The sequence below is a fragment of the Xanthomonas sp. NCPPB 1132 genome (assembly GCF_056629235.1).
The window spans coordinates 2,772,120-2,794,269 of record NZ_CM152819.1; the positions used below are offsets into that span (position 1 = coordinate 2,772,120).

General features: G+C 67.9%; 17 protein-coding genes. 6 read left to right on the forward strand and 11 right to left on the reverse strand.

The window, feature by feature from the left end:
* The first annotated feature begins 58 nt into the window (after nt 1-58).
* Nucleotides 59-1,264, forward strand: coding sequence for an acetyl-CoA C-acyltransferase (locus AC1G9L_RS11730; RefSeq protein WP_019799713.1), 1,206 nt, complete (start codon nt 59-61; stop codon nt 1,262-1,264).
* A gap of 250 nt (nt 1,265-1,514) precedes the next feature.
* Here the strand turns inward: AC1G9L_RS11730 and galU are convergent, their stop codons facing one another.
* The 8 genes from galU to cmk form a co-directional block, all read right to left on the reverse strand.
* On the reverse strand, nt 1,515-2,396 hold the full coding sequence (gene galU, locus AC1G9L_RS11735; RefSeq protein WP_029562082.1) for a UTP--glucose-1-phosphate uridylyltransferase GalU: 882 nt from the start codon (nt 2,394-2,396) through the stop codon (nt 1,515-1,517).
* Nucleotides 2,396-4,306, reverse strand: coding sequence for an SDR family NAD(P)-dependent oxidoreductase (locus AC1G9L_RS11740; RefSeq protein ID WP_019799712.1), 1,911 nt, complete (start codon nt 4,304-4,306; stop codon nt 2,396-2,398). The genes galU and AC1G9L_RS11740 overlap by 1 nt, the downstream gene beginning before the upstream one ends.
* Nucleotides 4,306-5,295 (reverse strand): lipopolysaccharide biosynthesis protein, encoded by a 990-nt coding sequence (locus AC1G9L_RS11745; RefSeq protein ID WP_019799711.1) that lies wholly within the window; start codon nt 5,293-5,295, stop codon nt 4,306-4,308. The genes AC1G9L_RS11740 and AC1G9L_RS11745 overlap by 1 nt, the downstream gene beginning before the upstream one ends.
* The gene (lapB, locus tag AC1G9L_RS11750; protein ID WP_019799710.1) at nt 5,295-6,473 is read right to left on the reverse strand and encodes a lipopolysaccharide assembly protein LapB; all 1,179 of its coding nucleotides are present in this window, start codon (nt 6,471-6,473) and stop codon (nt 5,295-5,297) included. Before lapB ends, AC1G9L_RS11745 begins: the two co-directional genes overlap by 1 nt.
* Nucleotides 6,474-6,479: 6 nt before the next feature.
* A complete protein-coding gene (locus AC1G9L_RS11755) occupies nt 6,480-6,779 on the reverse strand; it encodes a LapA family protein (protein ID WP_010342891.1) in 300 nt (99 codons plus the stop codon).
* A 73-nt stretch (nt 6,780-6,852) separates the two neighbouring features.
* Nucleotides 6,853-7,158 (reverse strand): integration host factor subunit beta, encoded by a 306-nt coding sequence (locus tag AC1G9L_RS11760; protein ID WP_010342890.1) that lies wholly within the window; start codon nt 7,156-7,158, stop codon nt 6,853-6,855.
* A gap of 80 nt (nt 7,159-7,238) precedes the next feature.
* Nucleotides 7,239-8,918 carry a 30S ribosomal protein S1 gene (gene rpsA / locus AC1G9L_RS11765; RefSeq protein ID WP_010342889.1) on the reverse strand — a complete coding sequence of 560 codons (1,680 nt, stop codon included), beginning with the start codon at nt 8,916-8,918 and terminating at the stop codon, nt 7,239-7,241.
* Nucleotides 8,919-9,144: 226 nt separating this feature from the next.
* Nucleotides 9,145-9,816 carry a (d)CMP kinase gene (cmk, locus tag AC1G9L_RS11770; RefSeq protein ID WP_019799709.1) on the reverse strand — a complete coding sequence of 224 codons (672 nt, stop codon included), beginning with the start codon at nt 9,814-9,816 and terminating at the stop codon, nt 9,145-9,147.
* 172 nt (nt 9,817-9,988) lie between these two features.
* On the opposite strand from cmk, the gene ykgO reads away from it, so the two are divergent.
* The 5 genes from ykgO (at nt 9,989) to AC1G9L_RS11795 (ending at nt 14,166) form a co-directional block, all read left to right on the forward strand.
* Entirely contained in the window at nt 9,989-10,114 is a 126-nt protein-coding gene (gene ykgO / locus AC1G9L_RS11775) for a type B 50S ribosomal protein L36 (RefSeq protein ID WP_010342887.1), read from the forward strand.
* A gap of 127 nt (nt 10,115-10,241) precedes the next feature.
* Entirely contained in the window at nt 10,242-10,571 is a 330-nt protein-coding gene (locus tag AC1G9L_RS11780) for a hypothetical protein (RefSeq protein WP_010342886.1), read from the forward strand.
* A gap of 90 nt (nt 10,572-10,661) precedes the next feature.
* The gene (locus AC1G9L_RS11785; protein ID WP_019799708.1) at nt 10,662-11,699 is read left to right on the forward strand and encodes an agmatine deiminase family protein; all 1,038 of its coding nucleotides are present in this window, start codon (nt 10,662-10,664) and stop codon (nt 11,697-11,699) included.
* A 143-nt stretch (nt 11,700-11,842) separates the two neighbouring features.
* Nucleotides 11,843-12,727 (forward strand): carbon-nitrogen hydrolase, encoded by an 885-nt coding sequence (locus tag AC1G9L_RS11790; RefSeq protein ID WP_019799707.1) that lies wholly within the window; start codon nt 11,843-11,845, stop codon nt 12,725-12,727.
* A 146-nt stretch (nt 12,728-12,873) separates the two neighbouring features.
* Nucleotides 12,874-14,166: a TraB/GumN family protein gene (locus tag AC1G9L_RS11795; protein WP_481069145.1), complete on the forward strand. Its 1,293-nt coding sequence runs from the start codon at nt 12,874-12,876 to the stop codon at nt 14,164-14,166.
* A gap of 113 nt (nt 14,167-14,279) precedes the next feature.
* On the opposite strand, the gene AC1G9L_RS11800 is transcribed toward AC1G9L_RS11795, so the two are convergent.
* The 3 genes from AC1G9L_RS11800 to AC1G9L_RS11810 are packed head-to-tail and all read right to left on the reverse strand — an operon-like array spanning nt 14,280 to nt 21,978.
* Complete coding sequence (locus tag AC1G9L_RS11800; RefSeq protein ID WP_019799705.1) at nt 14,280-17,357, reverse strand: efflux RND transporter permease subunit; 3,078 nt, start codon at nt 17,355-17,357, stop codon at nt 14,280-14,282.
* On the reverse strand, nt 17,354-20,860 hold the full coding sequence (locus AC1G9L_RS11805; RefSeq protein WP_481069147.1) for an efflux RND transporter permease subunit: 3,507 nt from the start codon (nt 20,858-20,860) through the stop codon (nt 17,354-17,356). Before AC1G9L_RS11805 ends, AC1G9L_RS11800 begins: the two co-directional genes overlap by 4 nt.
* A complete protein-coding gene (locus AC1G9L_RS11810) occupies nt 20,860-21,978 on the reverse strand; it encodes an efflux RND transporter periplasmic adaptor subunit (RefSeq protein WP_481069149.1) in 1,119 nt (372 codons plus the stop codon). Before AC1G9L_RS11810 ends, AC1G9L_RS11805 begins: the two co-directional genes overlap by 1 nt.
* Between the last annotated feature and the right edge of the window lie 172 nt (nt 21,979-22,150).

The window sequence follows — 22,150 nt, forward strand, 5'->3', positions numbered from 1 at the left end:
GATCCGCTCTGACGAATCCCCAATCCCGAATCCCCAATCCCGGCTTTCGGAGAAAGCCATGAGCAAACAGATCCAGGAAGCCTACATCGTCGCCGCCACCCGTACCCCGGTCGGCAAGGCGCCCAAGGGCATGTTCCGCAACACCCGTCCCGACGACATGCTGGCGCACGTGCTGCGCGCGGTGGTCGCGCAGGCGCCGGGCATCGACACCTCGCGCATCGACGATGCGATCATCGGCTGCGCGATGCCCGAGGGCGAGCAAGGCATGAACGTGGCGCGCATCGGCGTGCTGCTGGCCGGCCTGCCGAACTCGGTGGCCGGACAGACCATCAACCGCTTCTGCTCCTCGGGCATCCAGGCGGTGGCGCTGGCCGCCGACCAGATCCGCCTGGGCAACGCCGACCTGATGCTGGCCGGCGGCACCGAATCGATGTCGATGGTGCCGATGATGGGCAACAAGGTCGCGCTGTCGCCGAGCGTGTTCGCCGACGACCACGTCGCCATCGCCTACGGCATGGGCATCACCGCCGAGAAGGTGGCCGAGGAATGGAAGGTGTCGCGCGAGGAACAGGATGCCTTCGCCCTCGCCTCGCACCAGAAGGCCATCGCCGCGATCGCCGCCGGCGAGTTCCGCGACGAGATCAGCCCGTACGAGATCGTCTCGCACCAGCCCGACCTGGCCGGCAACGTCATCGCCCTGCGCAAGAAGCTGGTCGACACCGACGAAGGCCCGCGTCTGGACAGCTCGATCGAAGGCCTGGCCAAGCTGCGCCCGGTGTTCCGCAACGGCCAGTTCGGCGGCAGCGTCACCGCCGGCAACTCCTCGCAGATGAGCGACGGCGCCGGTGCGGTGCTGCTGGCCTCCGAGCAGGCGATCAAGGACTACGGCCTGACCCCGCTGGCCCGCTTCGTCAGCTTCTCGGTCGCCGGCGTGCGTCCGGAAGTGATGGGCATCGGTCCGATCGAGGCGATTCCGAAGGCGCTCAAGCAGGCTGGCCTGAGCAAGGACCAGTTGGACTGGATCGAGCTCAACGAAGCCTTCGCCGCGCAGTCGCTCGCGGTGATCCGCGACAGCGGCCTGGACCCGTCCAAGGTCAATCCGCTGGGCGGCGCCATCGCCCTGGGCCATCCGCTGGGCGCCACCGGCGCGATCCGCACCGCCACCCTGGTGCACGGCCTGCGTCGCCACAAGCAGAAGTACGGCATGGTCACCATGTGCATCGGCACCGGCATGGGCGCCGCGGGCATCATCGAGGCGCTGTAAGCGCGCGGCAGCGCCCTACCCTCAGCACCTTATCCAAAAGCGGGCGATAGCCCCTCTCCCACCGGGAGAGGGGTTGGGGTGAGGGTCCGGCATCAAGCGTTGTTGCGCACGCCAGCGCAAAAAAGCAGCCTCGCGGCTGCTTTTTTGTTTGTCATCCGATTCGACCGATTCGGATCGAATCATTGCTTGACGCTACTGGATCAGAAACTCGGCCAGCGCGCCACCCTGCAGCGGCGCGCTGTGGCCCAGCTCACTCCTCGGCGAGCATCTGGGTCAGCTTCTCACGCGCCGGCTTGGCCAGCTTCTTGTTCTCCAGCGCGAAGCGGATGGTCGCCTCGACCAGGCCCAGGTGGGTACCGCAATCGAAACGGGTGCCCTCGAAGCGATAGGCGTCGACCTCTTCGCTCTTCAACAGCGCGGCGATGGCGTCGGTCAGCTGGATCTCGCCGCCGGCACCGGTGCCGGTGCTTTCCAGCAGTTCGAAGATCTTCGAGCTGAGCACGTAACGACCGACCACCGCCAGATCGCTCGGTGCGTCTTCGGGCTTGGGCTTCTCGACGATCTGCGCGATGCGGCCCTTGCGGCCGTCGAAGGCCTCGGTGGCGACGATGCCGTAGCTGGCGGTGTTCTCGTGCGGCACGTCTTCCACGGCGATCACGCTGGCGCCGCTGCGCTCGTTGAGATCGGCCATCTGCTTCAGCGCGCCGTCACCACGATTCCAGATCAGGTCGTCCGGCAGCAGCACCGCGAACGGCTCGTCGCCGATCACCGACTTGGCGCACAGCACCGCATGGCCCAGGCCCAGCGCTTCGGCCTGGGTCACGAAGATCGCGCGCACGCCATCGGGCAGCACGTGGCGGATCATTTCCAGCTGTTCGTGCTTGCCGGCACGCTCCAGCTTCTGCTCCAGTTCGTAGGCCTTGTCGAAATAATCCGCGACTGCGTGCTTGTAGCGGTTGGTGACGAAGATCAGGGTGTCGCAACCGGCCTCGATCGCCTCGTCCACGGCGTACTGGATCAGCGGCCGATCGATGATCGGCAACATTTCCTTGGGAACCGTCTTGGTGGCGGGAAGGAAGCGGGTACCCAGACCTGCAACCGGGAATACTGCCTTGCGGATTCTCTTGCTCATCAGAGCCTTCTGGCCTCGCGTGCGGGGAATGGAACGATGGTAGCGGAGCCGTCGTGACCGTCTTGCTGACGCAAGGGCGCGAACTCCGGCATGGTCATGCGCAACACCTTCTCGATGGTGTCGCTGTCGTAATCGGCTACCGCGGTGCGCAGCTGCTGCACGCCGCGCAGCACGTCCTCGCGCGAGAAGCTGCGCACGCCCGCTTCCAGGATCTTCGGATGCGAGGTGGGCCGATAGTTCTCGTCGGCGTAGAACAGGGTTTCGTGCAGCTTCTCGCCCGGCCGCAGGCCGGTGTAGACGATGGCGATGTCGCGCCCGGGCTGCTTGCCAGCCAGGCGGATCATCTGCTCGGCCAGCAGACGGATCGGCACCGGCTCGCCCATGTCCAGGGTGTAGATGGCGCCATGCGACGCGGAAGCCGCGGCCTGCACGATCAGCTGGCTGGCTTCGGGAATGGTCATGAAGTAGCGCGTCACCTGCGGATCGGTCACCGTCACCGGGCCGCCCTGGCGGATCTGCTCACGGAACAGCGGCACCACACTGCCGGCCGAATCCAACACGTTGCCGAAGCGCACCGTCACGAAGCGCGTGTTCACCGCTTGGTCGTCCAGCGACTGGCACACCATTTCCGCATAGCGCTTGGACGCGCCGAGCAGATTGACCGGATTGACCGCCTTGTCGGTGGAAATGAACACAAAGGTCGAGACCTTGGCGGCGACGCAGGCACGCGCCACGTTCTCGGTGGCCAGCACGTTGTTGCGAACCGCCTCGCGGCACTGCTGCTCCAGCAGCGGCACCTGCTTGTAGGCGGCGGCATGGAACACCGCGTCCGGCTCGGCCACCTGCATGGCGTGGCGGATCACCGCCGGATCGCCGCAATCGCCAAGCACGCAATCGATCTCCAGATCGGGAAAGGTCCGGCGCAGGTCGGCATGGATGGTGATCAGCGCCAGTTCGCTGATCTCCAGCAACACGATCTTGCGTGCGCCGTGGCGCGCGCACTGCCGGCACAGTTCCGAGCCGATCGAGCCGCCGGCGCCGGTGACCAGCACGGTACGCCCGGACAGCCAGCCCTTGATCAGCTTCCAGTCCGGGGTCACCGGCTTGCGCCCGAGCAGGTCCTCGATCGCGACCTCCTTCAGTTCGCCCGGCAGGTAATGGCCGTCGAGCACGTCGAGCAGGCGCGGCACGGTGCGGAACGGCAGGCCGGTGCTTTCGCAGATCGCCACCACGCGCTGCATGCCGGCCGCGTCCAGCGACGGAATCGCGATGACCAGCAGCTTGGCCGCGGTTTCCTTGGCGATCGCGCCGGCCTCGTCGATGCGGCCCAGGATCGGCAGGCCCTGCAGCTTGGCGCCGTGCAGGTGGCCGGCGTCGTCGACGAATCCCACGGGCTGGTAGGCACCGGAGCGGCGCAGGTCGCGCACCAATGCCTCGGCCGCACGGCCGGCGCCGACGATCAGCACACGCCGCGCGGTGTCGTCCGAGTGCGCGATCTGGTAGTCCTTCCAGGCGCGATACAGCAGCCGCGGCGCGCCCAGCAGCGCCGACAGCGCGAACGGATACACCATCAGCACCGACAGCGGGATCGCATCGAAACGGCTGTAGGCCAGCCCGAGCACGATCGCCACCAGGCCATAGAAGCTGGCCTTGAAGATATTGAGCAGGTCGGGAACGCTGGCGAAGCGCCACAGGCCGCGGTACAGGCCGACCTTCCAGAACACCAGGCCCTGGGCCACCAGTACGATGGCGGTGTTGAGGTTCCACAGCGGCAACGGATGCTCGCCGGGGAGCATGGTGTAGCGCGCGGCGTGCAGCAGTTGCCAGCAGACCCAGACGATGGCCAGATCGTGGATGACCACGGAGGCCTTCGGAAACAGCTCGGTGACTCGGTCGCGCGTGGAAAGCATCAGTAATCCGTAAGAGTTCGGCGCATCCGGTTGCGCAAAGCCAGCCAAAGCACACCTGCCGAACAGAACCAGGCGATCGTCAGACCGGCCTGGAGGCCCGCATCCAGCGGTCTGCCCAGCCGCGCAATTGTAATCGCGACAATGCTGAACAGACCGTAGGCGAGCGTGACGACAGTATGGCTACTGCCGGTGTGTACCCAACGCTGATAGAAATGTTGCGCGTGCGGTTGCCACCAGCGTTCGCCGGCGAGCATGCGCGAGGCGAGCGTGAAGCCCGCGTCGATGGCAAAGGCCGACAGCGGAAATGCCGGCAGCCAGGGTGCCTGCCCGCCGGCGACGATGTACCAGGCGAACAGCGCGGCGATCAGGTAACCGAGCGCGCCGCTGCCGACATCGCCGAGGAAAATGCGCGCCCGCGGGTAGTTGAACGGCAAAAATCCTGCGCAGGCCACCAGCAGCACCCAGCACGGCCAACGCAGCGGCTCAGGCAGCAACCAGGCGAATCCCAGGGCGGCGAGCATCGCCTGGCTAGTGGCCAGACCATTGATGCCATCCATGAAATTCCAGATATTGATCAACGAAACCGTCGCCAACCACACCAGTGCGACCATCCACAGCGGTTGGCTCGCCCTGTAGACAAGTGCAGCCAGCAGAGTCGCCGCCACCGCATGCACCAGCAATCGCAACGCCGCCGACAGCGAACGGTGGTCGTCCCACCAACCGACGCCGGCGACCAGCACCAAGCCGGCGGCAACGGTGGCGACGCCCGCGCCGTGCTGCGGCCATTGCAGGGCCGCCCAGCCGCAGGCCAGCAGCACCGCCGCCACGATCGCCACGCCACCGCCGCGCGGCGTCGCCACGGTGTGGCTGCGCCGCTCGCCGGGCGCATCCATCAACTTGCGTTTGAGTGCGTACTGGCGCGACAGCCAGGTGCCGACCGCGCTGAACACCCCGAGCGCCAAGAGCAGCGCGGCTCCTGCGACGGGCACTACACCACCGCGTAGTTGAGCAACGGCTTGACCGTGCCCCACTCCTTGCAACTGGGGCATTGCCAGTGGTGGGTGCGCGCGCCGAAGCCGCAGCGGGTGCAGCGGTAGCTGGGATTGCGCACCAGCAACTGGTCGGTGATGTGCTTGAGGTCCTGCAGAGTCGCGGTGGAATCGGCGCCCTCGGCCAGGGTCAGGTCGATCAGCGCGGACTCGCCGCGCACCGACGGTCGGTCCTTGAGCTGCCGGCCCAGATAAGAGCGCGCAGCGGAAATGCCTTCCTGCGACTCCATCAGGCGGGTCAGCGCCAGCACCGGGGCGATGCCGCGGTAGTGCTCGGTCATCTCCGACAGGAACGCGCGCGCGCCGCTGAGATCCTGGCCGCGGCGGTAGCACTCCATCAGCGCCGGCATGATTTCCGGCAGGTAGTCCGGGTCGTGGCGGGCGGCGCGTTCGAAGGCGCGGATCGCGGCCTCGTCGTTGCCGTCGTCGACGTCGATGCGCCCTTCCAGGATGCCAGCGCGCACCGACTTGGCGTCGGCCTGGTAGGCGCGTGCGATCGCCGCGCGCGCCAGTTCGTTCTTGCCCGAGGCGCGATAGCGATCGGCCAGTTCGCATTCGAACTGGGCGATCAGCTTGCCCATCGGCTCACCGGTCACCTCTTCGTAGCGGGTGGCGTTGTCGATGGCCTTTTCCCAGTCGCGCTCGGCCTGATAGATGCTGATCAGGTGCTTGAGCGCCTGCGGCGCGCGCTGGTCGATCTGCGCCAGTTCGGTGAACACGGTTTCGGCGCGGTCCAGCAGCCCCGACTTCATGTAGTCCTCGCCCAACGCCAGCAAGGCCTGCACGCGCTGCGCGTCGCTCAGGTCGCCGCGCTGGACCAGGCCCTGGTGCAGGCGGATGGCGCGATCGACCTCACCGCGGCGACGGAACAGGTGGCCCAGTGCGACCTGGGTCTCGAAGGTTTCCTTGTCCAGTTCGGCAATGTGCAGGAACAGCTCGATCGCCTTGTCCGGCTGCTCGTTGAGCAGGTAGTTGAGGCCGCGGAAATAGGTGCTGGATAGCCGGCTGACCTGGGTGTCGCCATGACGCTGGCCGCCACGGCGACCGATCACCCAGCCGCTCAGCGCCGCCAGCGGCAGGAACAGGAAGAACCAGAACCACTCGGTCAGAAAGTCCATCGAAGATCAGCGTCCGTCCAAGGGCTGGTGGGCATGGGGGGAAACCGGCGCGACGGCCGGCGCAGCGGCGTTCGCGGCCTTGTTGGCGCGACGCAGCTTGGCATACAGGGGAATCACCAGGGCCGCCAGGACCAGCGAGGCACCGATCAGCACGCCGGCGAACAGCGAGACGATGATGGCGATGCCGGAGGTGGTGGCGATGCTGGAGAACACGAAGTTGATCTGGATCGGCTGCGAATTGAGCGACCCGATGACCAGGCCGGCCAACAGCAACACCAGCAGGATCAGCAGTCGTGCAATCTTCATGAGCAACTCCAGCGTCGGGAGACACTAGATTAGCCGAACAGGCGTGGATTCCGGCAAGCGCCGGACGCCGGGCTCAGGGCGTGTCGGATTCGACCGGGACGACGCCGCTCACGCGCTCGCGCAGCTCCTTGCCGGGCTTGAAATGCGGCACGTGCTTGCCGGGAAGCGCGACGGACTCGCCGGTCTTGGGATTGCGTCCCAGGCGCGGCGGCCGGTAATGCAGGGAAAAGCTGCCGAAGCCGCGGATCTCGATGCGATCGCCGCCGGACAGGGCGCCGCCCATCATTTCCAACAACGACTTCACCGCCAGATCGACGTCGTCCGACTTCAGATGCGCCTGCTTGCGCGCCAGGATTTCGATCAGCTCGGATTTGGTCATTTACGGATGCGTGCAGTGGGGTCGCAACCTGGCACGGCCCGGGAACACCGGGCCGTGCCAGTAACGCTGCGTGTGGCGGATTACTCGGACTTGTTGCCGTTCAGCTGCGCACGCAGCAGCGCGCCCAGCTGGGTGGTGCCGCCCGACGCGGACTGGTATTCCTCCAGCACTTCGCGCATTTCGGCATCGTCCTTGGCCTTGATCGACAGCTGCAGGGTGCGGCCCTTGCGGTCCATGCCCACGAACTTGGCTTCGATCTTGTCGCCGACCTTCAGGTGCTGGCTGGCGTCGTCGACGCGCTCGTTGGCGATGTCGCGTGCGGCGACGTAGCCTTCGATGCCGTCGGCCAGGTCGATGGTGGCGCCCTTGGCGTCCACTTCACGCACCACGCCCTCGACCTTCGAGCCCTTCGGGTTGGCGGCCATGTACTGGCCGAACGGATCCTGCTCCAGCTGCTTGACGCCCAGGCTGATGCGCTCGCGCTCCGGGTCCACCGCCAGCACCACGGCTTCCAGCGTGTCGCCCTTCTTGAAGTTGCGCACGATGTCTTCGCCGGTGGTGTTCCAGCTGATGTCGGACAGGTGCACCAGGCCGTCGATGCCGCCGTCCAGGCCGATGAAGATGCCGAAGTCGGTGATCGACTTGATCTGGCCGGACACCTTGTCGTTCTTCTTGTGGGTGGCGGCGAAGGTCTCCCACGGATTGGCGGCGACCTGCTTCATGCCCAGCGAGATGCGGCGACGCTCTTCGTCCACGTCCAGCACCATCACTTCGACTTCGTCGCCGACCTGCACGACCTTGGACGGGTTGACGTTCTTGTTGGTCCAGTCCATCTCGGACACGTGCACCAGGCCTTCCACGCCCGGCTCGATCTCGACGAACGCGCCGTAATCGGTGACGTTGGAGACCTTGCCGAACACGCGGCTGTTGGCCGGGTAGCGGCGGGCGATGTTATCCCACGGATCCTCGCCCAGCTGCTTCAGGCCGAGGCTGACGCGGTTACGCTCGCGATCGAACTTCAGCACGCGCACGTCCAGCTCGTCGCCGACGTTGACCACTTCGGACGGATGGCGCACGCGCTTCCAGGCCATGTCGGTGATGTGCAGCAGGCCGTCGATGCCGCCCAGGTCCACGAACGCGCCGTAGTCGGTCAGGTTCTTGACCACGCCCTTCAGGATCGCGCCTTCCTGCAGCTTGTCCATCAGCTGCTCGCGCTCTTCCGAGTGCTCGCTCTCGACCACGGCACGACGCGAGACCACCACGTTGTTGCGCTTGCGGTCCAGCTTGATCAGCTTGAACTCCAGTTCCTTGCCTTCCAGGTAGGCCGGGTCGCGCACCGGGCGCACATCCACCAGCGAACCGGGCAGGAACGCGCGGACATCCTTGATGTCCACGGTGAAACCACCCTTGACCTTGCCGCTGATGCGGCCGGTGATGGTCTCATTCTTCTCCAACGCTTCTTCCAGCTCGTCCCACACCATGGCGCGCTTGGCCTTCTCGCGCGACAGCACGGTCTCGCCGAAGCCGTTCTCGAGCGAGTCGAGCGCGACCTTGACCAGGTCGCCTTCGGCGACGTCGATTTCGCCAGCGTCGTTACGGAACTGCTCGATCGGCACGATGCCTTCGGACTTCAGGCCGGCGTTGATCACCACCACGTCGCCGCGGACTTCCACGACGGTACCGGTGACGATGGCGCCGGGCTTCAGCTTGGCCAGGTTGGCTTGGCTGGCTTCGAACAGTTCGGCAAAAGATTCGGTCATTTGAAATTACTCTAGTGGACACACGGACAGGGCGTTTTCTTCTGGAAAACAGCGACTGTCCACCTGTTAGTCGGCCCGAACAGCGGCCGGGTGTGGAATGGAAAAACCGCAGCGCGGGATGCGCAGCGGAGCCTTTGACGCTATCGGTGGAACCTGGATGTTGCGGGTGTTGCGAGGAACCGGCGGCATCCATGACGATGCCGCCCTGCTGCTGCCTGCGTGCCGCTTAGACCGGCAGCAACTGCAGGACGCGGCCCACCACCTGGTCGATGTCCATGCCGGTGGTATCGAGGAGGACGGCATCGTCTGCCGGCCTCAGCGGGGCCACCGCGCGTTGGGCATCGCGTGCGTCGCGGGCCATGATCTCGCGCAGCAGGTCGTCGAATATAACCGAAACCCCTTTTTCCTTCAACTGCTTATGCCGGCGCTGGGCACGCTCCTCGGCGCTGGCGGTCAGGAACACCTTGCAGGGGGCGTCCGGGAAAATCACCGTCCCCATGTCGCGACCGTCGGCGACCAGCCCGGGAGGGGTGCGGAAGGCCCGCTGGCGCTGCTTCAGCGCCGCGCGCACCTCGGGAATGGCGGCGATCGCCGAGGCCACCGCGCCGGTGGTCTCCAGGCGCAACTCGTCGGTGGCGTCGGCGCCGTTGATCCGGACCCGCAGGCCGCCGCCGGCGACCTCGTCGAAATCCACCCGGGTGTCGAAAGTGCAGCGCACCAGGGCGGCGGCGTCGGAAATGTCCAGATTGGCCCAGCTGGCCGCGACCCCGACCGCCCGGTACAGCGCCCCCGAATCCAGGTAGTGCCAGCCCAGGCGGGCGGCGACGATGCGGCTGACGGTGCCTTTGCCGGCCCCGGATGGGCCATCGATGGTCAGGACGGGAGCGGGCTCGTTCATGCGGTTCCTCGGACGGGGGGCGGCGCATTGTAGCGCCGACGCCGGCCGGGCTGGCGCAAGCAGTTGAAACCATGAAGAAAACCAGGCTACAATCGCCGGCTTACTGATCCCGCGCCATGGTTTCGGCCGTGCCGCCCTCCTTCGAATCCACAAGTTTACGCCGAGGTGTGCCATGAAAGTCCTGTCCTCCCTGAAGTCGGCGAAGGCCCGTCACCGCGACTGCAAGGTGGTCCGCCGCCGCGGCAAGGTCTTCGTGATCTGCAAGTCCAACCCCCGTTTCAAGGCGCGTCAGCGCTGATCCGACCCGGCCTGCCCTGCCGCACCGCGCGCAGCGGTGGCCGGTCGTCGACGAAAGCCGCCTTCGGGCGGTTTTTTGTTGCCGAAGTTTGCTGTAATCGGCGTTCGTCCTCTGGGGAGTACACGTGATGAAGCATCGTCTGTCCGTCCTGCCGCTGCTGGCCGTGTTGGGCCTGGCCGGCGGCGCCCACGCCGAGACCCTGCTGGTCGATCGGGTCAAGGAAGAACCCGCGGCGGCGCTGCCGACCCGCGGCCTGAGCATGGCCCAGGTGCAGGCGCGCTACGGCGCCCCGCAGCAGAAGCTGGAGCCGCGCGGCGGCCAGAAGCGGCAGTGGCCGACCATCAACCGCTGGGTCTATCCGGCCTTCACCGTGTACTTCGAGAAACAGAAGGTGGTGGACGTGGTCGCCAACAAGGCCGATCCCAACGAGATCGGCCCGAAGCCGGCGATCCGCTAGCGCGCGTCCCGGGCAAACACCCGCACATTTCTGTGTGGGGACGTAGATAACCGCCGGGCGTCCCCCGGCAGCACGTGAGTAGTGGTCGCAATGTCTGATCGTCTTCGCCTTCCCGCGGAATGGGAGCCCCAGTCCGCCATCCTGATCGCCTGGCCGCATGCCGGCACCGACTGGGCCGAACGCCTGGCCGAGGTCGAGGAGACCTACATCGCCCTGGTCGCGGCGATCGTGCGCTTCCAGCGGGTGCTGATCTGCGTGGCCGATGCCGACCTGCAGATCTATGCCGAGGCCCGGCTGCGCTCGGCGCGGGTGGACATGCAGCGGGTGCGCTTCGTCGAGGCCGAGTACGACGACACCTGGCTGCGCGATTCCGGCCCGATCACCCTGGCGCGCGCCGGCGGCGGCTTCCAGTTGCTGGATTTCCGCTTCACCGGCTGGGGCGGCAAGTTTCAGGCCAGCCGCGACGACCAGTTGGTGAGCGTGCTGGCCGAACAGGGCCTGTTCGCCGACAGCGCCGTGCGCCGCATCGATTTCGCCCTTGAGGGCGGCGCCATCGACTGCGACGGCGCCGGTACCCTGCTGACCACCTGGCAGTGCCTGCACGAGCGCCACCCGCAGCGCAGCCGCGAGTCGCTCAGCCACGACCTGGCCGACTGGCTGGCGCAGCAGCGCGTGCTGTGGCTGGACCACGGCTACCTGGAAGGCGACGACACCGACGCGCACATCGACACCCTCGCCCGCTTCGCCGGGACCGACGCGATCGTCTACCAGGCCTGCGACGACGCCGGCGATTCGCACTACGCCGAGCTGCAGGCGATGGGCGCCGAACTGGCGGTGTTGCGTACCGCCGAGGGCGCGCCCTATCGCCTGTTCCCGCTGCCGTGGGCGCAGCCGGTCATCGATGAGGGCCGGCGCCTGGCCGCCTCCTACGCCAATTTCCTGATCGTCAACGGCGCGGTGCTGATGCCGGCCTACGGCGACGCGGCCGATGCGCAGGCGCAGGCGGTGATGGCGCAGGCCTTCCCGCAGCACGAAATCGTGCCGATTCCCTGCCGTGCGCTGATCTGGCAGAACGGCAGCCTGCACTGCATCACCATGCAGTTGCCGGCCGGACTGCTCGCGGACTGAGCCGCCGCCGCTGCGCCGCACGCCGGCGCAGCGCCGACCACGCCCGTGCTGCGGCCACGCGCGGCGCGGCATTCATCTCCCTGGAACCTGCCGCGCGGCCATCCGCGCTACCATGCCGGTTTACCGCGAACCTTGATTCCGCAATGAGCCGAAACACTCTTTCCGTCGCGCTGATCCAGGAGCGCAACCACGGCGACGCCGCGGCGAACCTGGCAGCGATCGAATCGCGTGTGGCCGAAGCTGCCGCGCAGGGCGCGCAGTTGGTGCTGCTGCAGGAACTGCACAACGGCGCGTACTTCTGCCAGCACGAGTCGGTGGACGAATTCGACCTGGCCGAGCCGATTCCCGGCCCCAGCACAGAACGCCTGGGCGCGCTGGCCAAGCGCCATGGCGTGGTCCTGGTCGGCTCGCTGTTCGAGCGCCGCGCCGCCGGCCTGTACCACAACACCGCGGTGGTGTTCGAAAAGGACGGCAGCCTGCTGGGCAAATACCGCAAGATGCACATCCCCGACGATCCGGGCTTCTACGAGAAGTTCTACTTCACCCCGGGCGATCTGGGCTTCACCCCGATCCAGACCTCGGTCGGTCGCCTCGGCGTGCTGGTGTGCTGGGACCAGTGGTACCCGGAAGCGGCGCGGCTGATGGCGCTGGCCGGCGCCGAACTGCTGCTGTATCCCACCGCGATCGGCTGGGACCCCAACGACGAACAGGCCGAGCAGGAACGCCAGCGCGATGCCTGGATCCTCAGCCATCGTGGCCATGCCGTGGCCAATGGCGTGCCCGTGTTGAGCTGCAACCGTGTGGGCCACGAGCCGTCGCCGCTGGGTGCATCGGGCATCCAGTTCTGGGGCAACAGCCATGTGCTCGGTCCGCAGGGCGAGTTCATTGCCGAAGCCGGCGCCGAGCCGACCGTGCTGGTCTGCGACGTCGACCTGCAGCGCAGCGAGCACGTGCGGCGGATCTGGCCGTTCCTGCGCGACCGTCGCATCGATGCCTACGGCGATCTGCTGAAACGCTACATCGACTGACCTGCAGCGCCGCCCCGGTCCTCGCATGCGCCGCGCCGCGGGTTGCGACGCAGCGTGCCCCGGCGGCAGGCGCCCATGCCTGTCGCGGCCGATGCCCTCACACCCTCAATGCCCGCTGAGCCCCGGCGCCGACGAGGCGCCCTCCGATGAGTGATGGAATGAACGAACTTTCCCAGGCCGACGGCGACGATGCGCTGTTCGACGGCCAGCCGTACCGCATCGTCGAACGCGATGGCATCCGCTACACCCTGCTCGGCACCGCGCACGTGTCCCTGGCCAGCGTCGCTGCCGTGGAACGGGCGATCGGCAGCGGCCGCTTCGATGCTGTGGCGGTGGAACTGGATCCGCAGCGCCTGCAGGCGCTGACAGATCCCGATGCGCTGACCAAGCTGGACCTGGTGCAGGTGATCCGCAAGGGCCGCGTGGCCCTGTTCGCCGCCAACCTGGCGCTGGCCGCCTACCAGCGGCGCCTGGCCGAGCAACTGGGCATCGAGCCCGGCGCCGAACTCAAGCGCGCGGTGCTGCTGGCGCGCGAACGGCAGTTGCCGGTGTACCTGGTCGATCGCGAAGTCGGCCTGACCTTCAAGCGCGCCTCCAGCCGGCTCGGCTTCTTCGGCAAGCTGAAGCTGGCCAGCGGCCTGCTCGGTGGCCTGTTCGCCTCCGACGAGGTCGGCGAGGCGGAGATCGAGAAGCTCAAGCAGGGCGACATGCTCGAGGCCAGCTTCGGCGACTTCGCCAGCGAGAGCCCGGCGCTGTACGAAACCATCATCGCCGAGCGCGACCGCTACATGGCCACGCGCCTGCGCGAGGAACAGGCGCAACAGCGCGCGCTGCCGCTGACCGGCAATGCCGAACCGCTGGAAGGCGCGCCGTCGACCGGCGTGCGCGAGGTGCTGGCGGTGGTCGGTGCCGGTCACCTGGCCGGTCTGGCGCGGCATCTGCAGGGCGACCAGGACGACCCGGCGACGCTGCGCAAGGCGCTGGAAGAGGTGCAAACCAAGAAGAAGGTGCCATGGATCACCCTGACCCTGACCGCGCTGGTGCTGGGCGGCGTGGCCTGGGGCTACTGGCACGGCGGTTTCGCGCTGGGCACCGACCTGCTGCTGCAGTGGGTGCTGTTCACCGGCGGCCTGGCCGGGCTGGGCTGCATCCTCGCCGGCGGCCATCCGCTGAGCGTGATCGCCGGCGCCATCGCCGCGCCGCTGAAGCCGTTCCGCCCCGGCGTGCCGGCCGGGGCGTTCAGCGCCCTGGTCGAGGTGCACATGCGCAAGCCGGCCTATGGCGATTTCCTGGCCCTGCGCGACGATGCGCAGAACCTGCGCGGCTGGTACCGCAACCGCGTCTCGCGGGTGGTGCTGACCTTCCTGCTGACCAACCTGGGCAGCATGCTCGGCGTGTGGCTGGCCGGCTTCCGCATCTTCGGCAAGCTGGCGGGTTGAACAGCCGAAGGCATTGACTTCGTAGGAGCGGCTCTTGTCCCCTTTTGCGGGATCAGCCGCGACGGGCCTTCCCTGGGACGCCTGTCGCGGCTGAAGCCGCTCCTACGAAAAGCTCATGCGGCTTGCGGTGCAGCGATACCACGCGCGCGCCGCACCAAGCCCGCCACGCCGTTGCTCAGATCGTCCAGGATCGCGTAGATGGTCGGCAGGAACAGCAGGCTGACCACGGTCGAGAACGCCAGGCCGCCGGCGATCGCGCGTGCCATCGGGTAGTAGGCCGGGCCGTCGCCGAACATCTGCGTGGTGGTCAGCGAGATCGGCACCATCGCCAGAATCGCCGTGCCCATGGTCATCATGATCGGGCGCAGGCGCTCGCGCGAGCCTTCGATCAGCGCCTCGGTACGGGCCAGGCCGCGCCGGCGCAGGTTGTTGATGTGCTCGATCATCACGATGCCGTTGTTCACCACCACGCCCATCAGCACCAGGATGCCGATGAAGGCCATGATGCCGAAGCTGGTGCCGGTGATCCAGAACAGCCAGAACACGCCGAACACTGAGAACAACACACCGCTCATGATCGCCACGGGAAACAGCAGGGATTCGAACATCGCGGCCATCACCACGTAGATCATCACCAGCGCGATCAGCAGGTTGAACAGCATCTGCTGGCTGGCCTGATCGTCGTCCTGGCCGTCCGCGCCGTCGAAGCTGTAGCGATAGCCGACCGGGAAGTCGACCGCCTTGAGGGTGTCCTCGATCGCTTGCTTGGCCTCCGGCGCGGTGACCTTGGCGCCGAGGTTGGCGGTGATGGTCAGCGTGGTCTGCCGATTCGTGCGGGCGATCTGGGTCGCGGCGGCGCGCGGTTGCGTCTCGACCAGGCTCAGCAAGGGCACGCTGCGCCCGTCCTGGGTGCGCACGTTGAAGCTGTCCAGGTCTTCCGGCGAGGTCTGCTCGGCGCCGGCGAAACGCACCCACACCGGCACCTCGTTGTCGCCGTGGCGGAACTCGCGCAGCGACGCGCCGCGCAGCGCCAGGCCGACGAAGCTGGCGACCTGCTCGGCGCTGAAGCCGAACGTGGCGGCGCGCTCGCGATCCACCCGCACCGCCAGTTCGGTGCTGCGGTCGCCGCTGTCCACGCGCACGTCGCGCAGTTCCTTGCGCCGTGCCAGCAGCGGCACCACGTCGTCGGCGAGCGCGCGCAGCGCCTCGGTGGAATCGCCGACCAGTTGTACCTGCACGGTCTGCCCGCCACCGTTGCCGCCATCGCCGCCGTTGCTGTTGCCGACGTGGAAGTCCACCCGCGCCGAACGCGGCAGTTCCTTGCGGATGCGTTCCATCAGGCCGGGCAGGTCGCGGACCTGCTTCAGATCCACGGTCAGCGTGGTGCTGCTGCCCTCCTCCTCGCTGAACCAGGAATACACCTGGGTCACGTGGTACTGCGCGCGCCGCGCATCGACGAAGCGCTCGAGCCGGGTCACTTCCCCGGCCATCTGCTCGCGCGTGTACGCGCCCTTCCACTGGTAGCCGATGAAGACCTGCTCGCCGCCGTCGCCGCCGAACATGTCCTTCTTGGTCTGCATCATCGGGATCACGCTCAGCGCGCTGATCAGCACGATCGCGCAGACGCTCCAGCCGCGGTGCGCCAACGACCAGGCCAGCACCCGCGCGTAGCGGCGCTGCAGGCGCGGGATCAGCCCATGCGGGGAATGCAGCAGTGCCGGGGTGCGCATGCGTGCCGACAGCATCGGGATCAGGCTCACCGCCACCAGCCACGACGCCAGCAGCGACACCGAGATGGTGATGGCGATCTGCGACATGAAGATGCTGATGTTGTTGGTCTCGCCGAACAGGTTCGGCAGGAACACGATGCAATGGCACAGGGTGCCCGCAGACAGCGCGATGGCGACGTTGCGGGTGCCGACGATGGAGGCGCGCTGCGGCTGGTCGGGCATGCGCTCGCGCTCCTGGTAGATGCTCTCCACCACCACCACCGCGTTGTCCACCAGCATGCCCACTGCCAGCAGCAGGCCCATCATGGTCAGAATGTTGAGGGTGACCCCGGCGAAGTACATGAAACCCAGGGTGATTGCGAAGCAGATCGGGATCGCCAGGGTCACCATCAAGGTCGACGGCCAGTGGCGCAGGAAGAAGAACAGCACCGTCACCGACAGCAGCAGGCCGACCGCGCCGGCTTCGGCCAGTTCCGCCAGCGACGAGGTCACCGCCTTGCCCTGGTTGTCGATGACCTTGATCTGCACGTCGCTCAGCGCCGGCTGCTTGCGGATCTGCTCGACCTCGGCCAGCACCGCGCGCGAGACCTCGACCAGGTTGGCGCTGCGCTCCTTGAACACGTCCAGGCCCACCGCCGGGCGCCCGTCCAGGCGCCGGCCGTAGCTCATCCGGGTCGGTTTCAGCCGCACCTCGGCGATGTCGCCCAGGCGCAGGCCCTTGGCGTCGATGACCAGGTCGCGCAGTTCCTGCAGGTCGCGCAGTTCGCCGACCGGCTGCACCCGCAGGCGCTGGCCGTTGTCGTCGATCTGCCCGGCCGACAGCGAGAAGTTGAGCTTGCCCAGGCGCTCGCTGAGCTGGTTGAGGCTGAGGTTGTGCGCGCTGAGCCGGTCCGGGGCGATGGCGATCTCGACCTCGTTCGGCGGCGCGCCCGACACCGAGACCTTGGCCACCCCGGGAATGCGCTCCAGGCGACGCTTGAACTCGCGATCGAGCATGTCGTACGCGCCGGTCAGGTCGGCCGCGCCGGCCAGGCGCACTTTCAACACCGGCTGATCGCTGCTGGACCATTTGAACACGTTGTAGCGCCGCAGGTCGGTCGGCAGGTCGGCGCGGATCGCGTCGATGCGCTCGCGCGCATCGGAGGCGGCGATGGCGATGTCGCGGTCCCAGTCGGAGAACTCGATGAAGATGTTGGCGCCGTCGGCGGTGGCGGTCGAGCGCATGCGCTTGATCCCGGTCATCGTCGCCAGCGCTTCCTCGGTCGGCCGCACCAGGTTGCGCTCGACCTCGTCCGGAGTGGAGCCGGTGTACGGCAGCTGCACGAACAGGAACGGCGCGGAGATGTCCGGCAAGGCCTCCAGCGGCAGGCGGAAGGCGGCGATCAGCCCGACCACCACCAGCGACACGAAGCACATGATGGTGGTGACCGGACGGCGGATGCTGAACTCGGCGACGCTCATGCCGGGGCGCCCTCGCCGTCCTGCAGACGCTGCTCGCCGTGCTCGCGTTGCCGCGCGCGGCGTCCGCGCTCGGCGTAGTACGCGTCGGCGCGGCGGTCCAGGCGGTCGTAGACCACCGGGATCACCAGCAGGGTCAGCAACGTGGACACCAGCAGCCCGCCGATCACGGTGATCGCCATCGGCGCACGCACCTCGGCGCCCTCGCCGCTGGCGATCGCCAGCGGCAGGAAGCCGAACAGCGTGCACAGCGTGGTCATCACGATCGGCCGCAGCCGCGAGCGTGCGCCTTCGATCAGCGCGGCACGCTTGGCCACGCCCTCCTCGCGCAACTGGTTGACCTTGTCGATCAGGATGATCGCGTTCTTGGTCACCAGGCCCACCAGCAGGATCAGGCCGATGAACACCACCACCGACACCGGCTTGCCGGTCAGCAGCAGCGCCAGCACCGCGCCGACCAGCGCCAGCGGTATGGTGAACAGGATGACGAACGGGTGCAGCAACGATTCGAACTGCGAGGCCATCACCAGGTACACCAGGAACACCGCCAGGCCGAACGCGAACAGCAGCGAGCGTGCCGACTGCGCCAGTTCCTCGCCCTGCCCGCCGATGTGCATGCCGACGCCGGCGCCCAGCGGATCGCGCGCCACCATCTCGCCCACCTCGCGCACCGCCGTGCCCAGGTCGATGTCGCGCAGGTTGGCCGAGACGATCGCCACGCGGATCTGGTCGGCGCGGTGGATCTCGCTGGGACCGGTGGTGGCGACCACGTCGGCGACGGCGTCCAGGGTCACCGGCCGGCTGCTGCCCGGATTGACGATCAGCCGGCGGATGCTGTCGACGCTGGCGCGGTCGCTCTGCTGCGCGCGCACCAGCACGTCGATCTTGCGGTCGCGGAAGCTGTAGCGGGTGGCGACGTCGCCGCGCACCTTCTTCACCACCACGTCGGCGATCTGCCGCGTGGTCAGTCCCAACGCACCGGCACGTTCCTGGTCGAAGCGGATCTGGATCTCCGGGAAGCCCTCCTCCACCGTGGATTTGACGTCGGCGAAGTGGCCATTGCCGCGCAGTAGCGCCGCCAGCTTCTGCCCGGCGTGCTGGATGGTCTGCAGGTCCTGGCCGCGCAGTTCGATCTCCAGCGGCGTGGAGAAACTGAACAGCTCCGGCCGGCTGAAACCGACCTGCACGCCCGGATGGTTGCGCATCGTCGCGCGCATGCGCTCGCTCTGCTGCGCCTCGAACTGCGCGCTGCCGCCGCCGGCCATGGCGATGGTCAGCTTGCCGATGTTCTCGCCGCTCTCGGTGGGGTTGGCGTCGAGCCGGGTGCCGCTGCCGCTGACCCCGTACAGCGCCTGCACCCCCGCATCCTTGTCGTGCACTTCCTGCAGTTCGCGCACCAGCGCATCGGTCTGCCGCAGCGGCGTGCCGGCCGGCAGCTTCACCGTCATCTCGAAGCGGTCCTGCGCCAGCTGCGGGATCAGGTCGGCGCCCAGCAGCGGCGCCACCGCCAGGGTCGCGGCAAAGGCCAGCGCCGCCAGTCCCAGCACCCAGCCCGGACGCGCCAGCGCGCCGGGCAGCAGCCGCAGGTAGCCGCGCTCGGCCAGCGCGTACGGCGCCATCGCCAGGGCGCTGGCCTTGCGCATCACCGGCGCGACCACCGCCACCGCACCGCGCCACAGCCGCACGCACAGCCAGGCCACGCCGAAGAACACCCCGCGCACCGCCGCAGCGGCGCCGCGCCGGCTCCAGGCCAGCGGCTTCAGCCAGCCGCGCCGCGGCTGCCAGTGCGGCGGCGCCGGCTCCACCGGGAACGCCAGCGGCGCACGGCCCTTCAGCGAGCTGAGCATCGGGATCAGGGTCATCGACACCACCAGCGAGATCGCGATGGCGATCGCCACGGTCAGCGCCTGGTCGCGAAACAGTTGCCCGGCCACGCCTTCCACGAACACCAGCGGCAGGAACACCGCGATCGTGGTCAGGGTCGAGGCGACCACCGCCATGCCCACCTCGCGGGTACCGACGATCGCCGCATCGAGCACGCTCAGGCCGCGCTCGCGCGCCTTGGCAATGCTTTCCAGCACCACGATCGAATCGTCCACCACCAGGCCGGTGGCCAGCGCCAGGCCGCCCAGCGACATCACGTTGAGGCTCAGGCCGAGCCGATCCATGAAGAAGAACGTGGTCACGATCGACACCGGCAGCGACAGCCCGATCACGAACGTGCTCCACCCATCGCGCAGGAACAGGAAGATGATCAGGATCGCCAGCAGGCCGCCGATCACCGCGTCCTTCTTGACGTCGCCGATGGCGTGTTCGATGAAGCGCGACTGGTCCTCCAGCGTGGTCAGTTCGGCGTCGGCGGGAATCTGCGCCTGCAGTTGTTCCAGGCGCTTGCGCAGCGCCGCCGCGGTGGCCACGGTGTTGGCGTCGCCTTCCTTGTAGATGGCCAGTTCCACCGCCTCCTTGCCACCCAGGCGGATGATCGCCTCGCGCTCCTTGTAGCCCTGCCGTACCTGCGCCACGTCCTTGAGCCGGATCGGCATGCCGCCTGCGACGGTAGTGGTCGTGCTGGAGGTCGCGCTCTGCGCCGCCGACGCCGCGGCAAGCGCCGCTTCCGAGCCGGTGGAAGCGGCGATCGCGTACATCTGCTGCAGGGCCGCGTCGGCCGCGTTGCCACCGGCGCCCTGGGTGGTCAGCAACAAGTTGCGGATCTCGTCGAGGTCGGCGAACTGGTTGACCGTGCGCACCAGGTAGCGCTGCGTGCCCTGCTCCAGGCGCCCGCCGGAGAGATTGACGTTCTCGTCCTTGAGCCGCGCGATGACCGTGTCGATCGGCATGTTGAGCTGCGCCAGCCGCTGCTGGTCGATGTCGACCTGGATCTCGTCCTCCAGCCCGCCGCCGACCTTGACCGCGGCCACGCCCGCCACCGGCTCCAGCTTCTTCTTCAGGTCCTCGTCCGCGTAGCGACGCAACTGGGTCAGCGCGCGCACCGCCTCGGCGTCGGTGTGCGCGGCGGTCTTGCTCGACAACACCAGGCGCATGATCGGCTGGGTGGAGGGATTGAAGCGCAGCAGCACCGGCGCCTTGGCCTCCAGCGGCAGCGACAGCGCCTCCATCTTGTCGCGCACCTCCAGGCTGGCCTGGTCCATATTGGTGCCCCAGGCGAACTCCAGCACCACGTCGCTCTGTCCGGTGCGCGAGACCGACTTGAGCTTGCGCAGGTTCTTGACCACGCCGACCGCCTCCTCCACCGGCTCGGTCACCAGCGTCTCGATCTCCGACGGCGCGGCGCCGGCGTACTCGGTGCGCACGGTCAGGGTCGGATAGCTCAGGTCCGGCAGCAGGTTGACCTTGAGCCCGTGCAGCGCGATCGCGCCGAACAGCAGCATGGTCAGCGTGATCATCGCGATGGTCACGCGGCGGCGGGTGGCGAATTCGACCAGGCCGCCGCCGTGCGCAGCGGCGGGCGCAGGCGGCGCGTGCGCGTCGGGACCGGCGCCGTGCATCAGCGCGCTCCGGAAGCGGTCGCCGGTGCGGCAGCGGCGACCTCGCGTTGCGGCGCGATCACCTGCACGCGGCTACCGTCGCGCAGCGCGACCTTGCCGGCGGTGACCACCTGGTCGCCGGCCTGCAGTCCCTGGCGAATCTCCACCCACGGCCCTTCGGCATAGCCCAGCGTCACCGGCACCCGCGCGACCTTGCCGGCGACCACGCGGAACACCGCCGGCTCGCCATCGTCGAGCAGCGCCAGCCGCGGCACCACCAGCGCATCGGTGCGCTGGTCGTAATCGATGCGGATGCGGCCGAACATGCCCGGCTGCAGCGCTTCGGCGCCCTCGTCGAAGGCGCAGACCACGCGGAAGGTGCCGCTGCCGGCATCCACCACCGGTGCGATGCGGTCGACCCGGCCACGGAACTGCTTGCCCGGCAGCGCATCGGCCAGCAGGGTCACCGGCTGCCCGGTCTTGAGCGTAGCCAGTTCGCGCTCGGGCACGTTGAGCGTGGCCTCCAGCCGCGAGTCGTCGACGATGCGGAAGATCGGCGTATTGATCTGCACGAAGTTGCCGGTCTTGATCGAACGCGAGGCGATCACCCCGGAGATCGGCGCCACCACCGTGGCATAGGACAGCTCCAGCGCGGCCAACTGGTGTTGCGCACGCACGTTGGCCAGGTCGTACTTGATCTGGTCGACGTCGGCGGCACTGACCAGTTGCTGGCCCACCAGTTGCTGCGAGCGGCGGTAGTTGTTCTCCAGCTTGCGCAGTTGCGCCTCGCTCTGCGCCAACGCCAGGCGCGCGCGGTCCGGGTCCAGCCGCACCAGCGGCTGCCCGGCGCGCACCTGCTGGCCTTCTTCGGCCAGCACCGCCAGGGCCACGCCGGAGGTCTTGGCGACCACCTGCGACTCGGCGCGCGCTTCCAGCGCCGCGGTGCCGCTGTAGCTGGCCGCCACCGCGCGGCGACTGGCCGCCGCCACCTCCACCGGCACGGCCTCCGGTGCCTTTTCGCTGTCGGCGGCCTTGGCCTTGGCCTCGGCGGCCGGCTTGCAGCCGCCGAGCAGCAGCGTGGTGGTGACCAGCAGCGCGGCGGCGCAAGTGGCAGTGCGGCGCGGAAGCGGTCGCGTCATCGTCGTATCCCCGGTGGATGGCGTAAATGGTGTTGTAGATAAGTAGATCACCAAATAACGTCGTGCCGTATGCCCCAAAGGTCACGGGTCGCCCACCGCCGCCAGTTTCGGAGCCGCGAAAGGTGAGGCTATACTCGGGCCGTTCCGTGTTCCCCCACGCCGGAACCCCAAT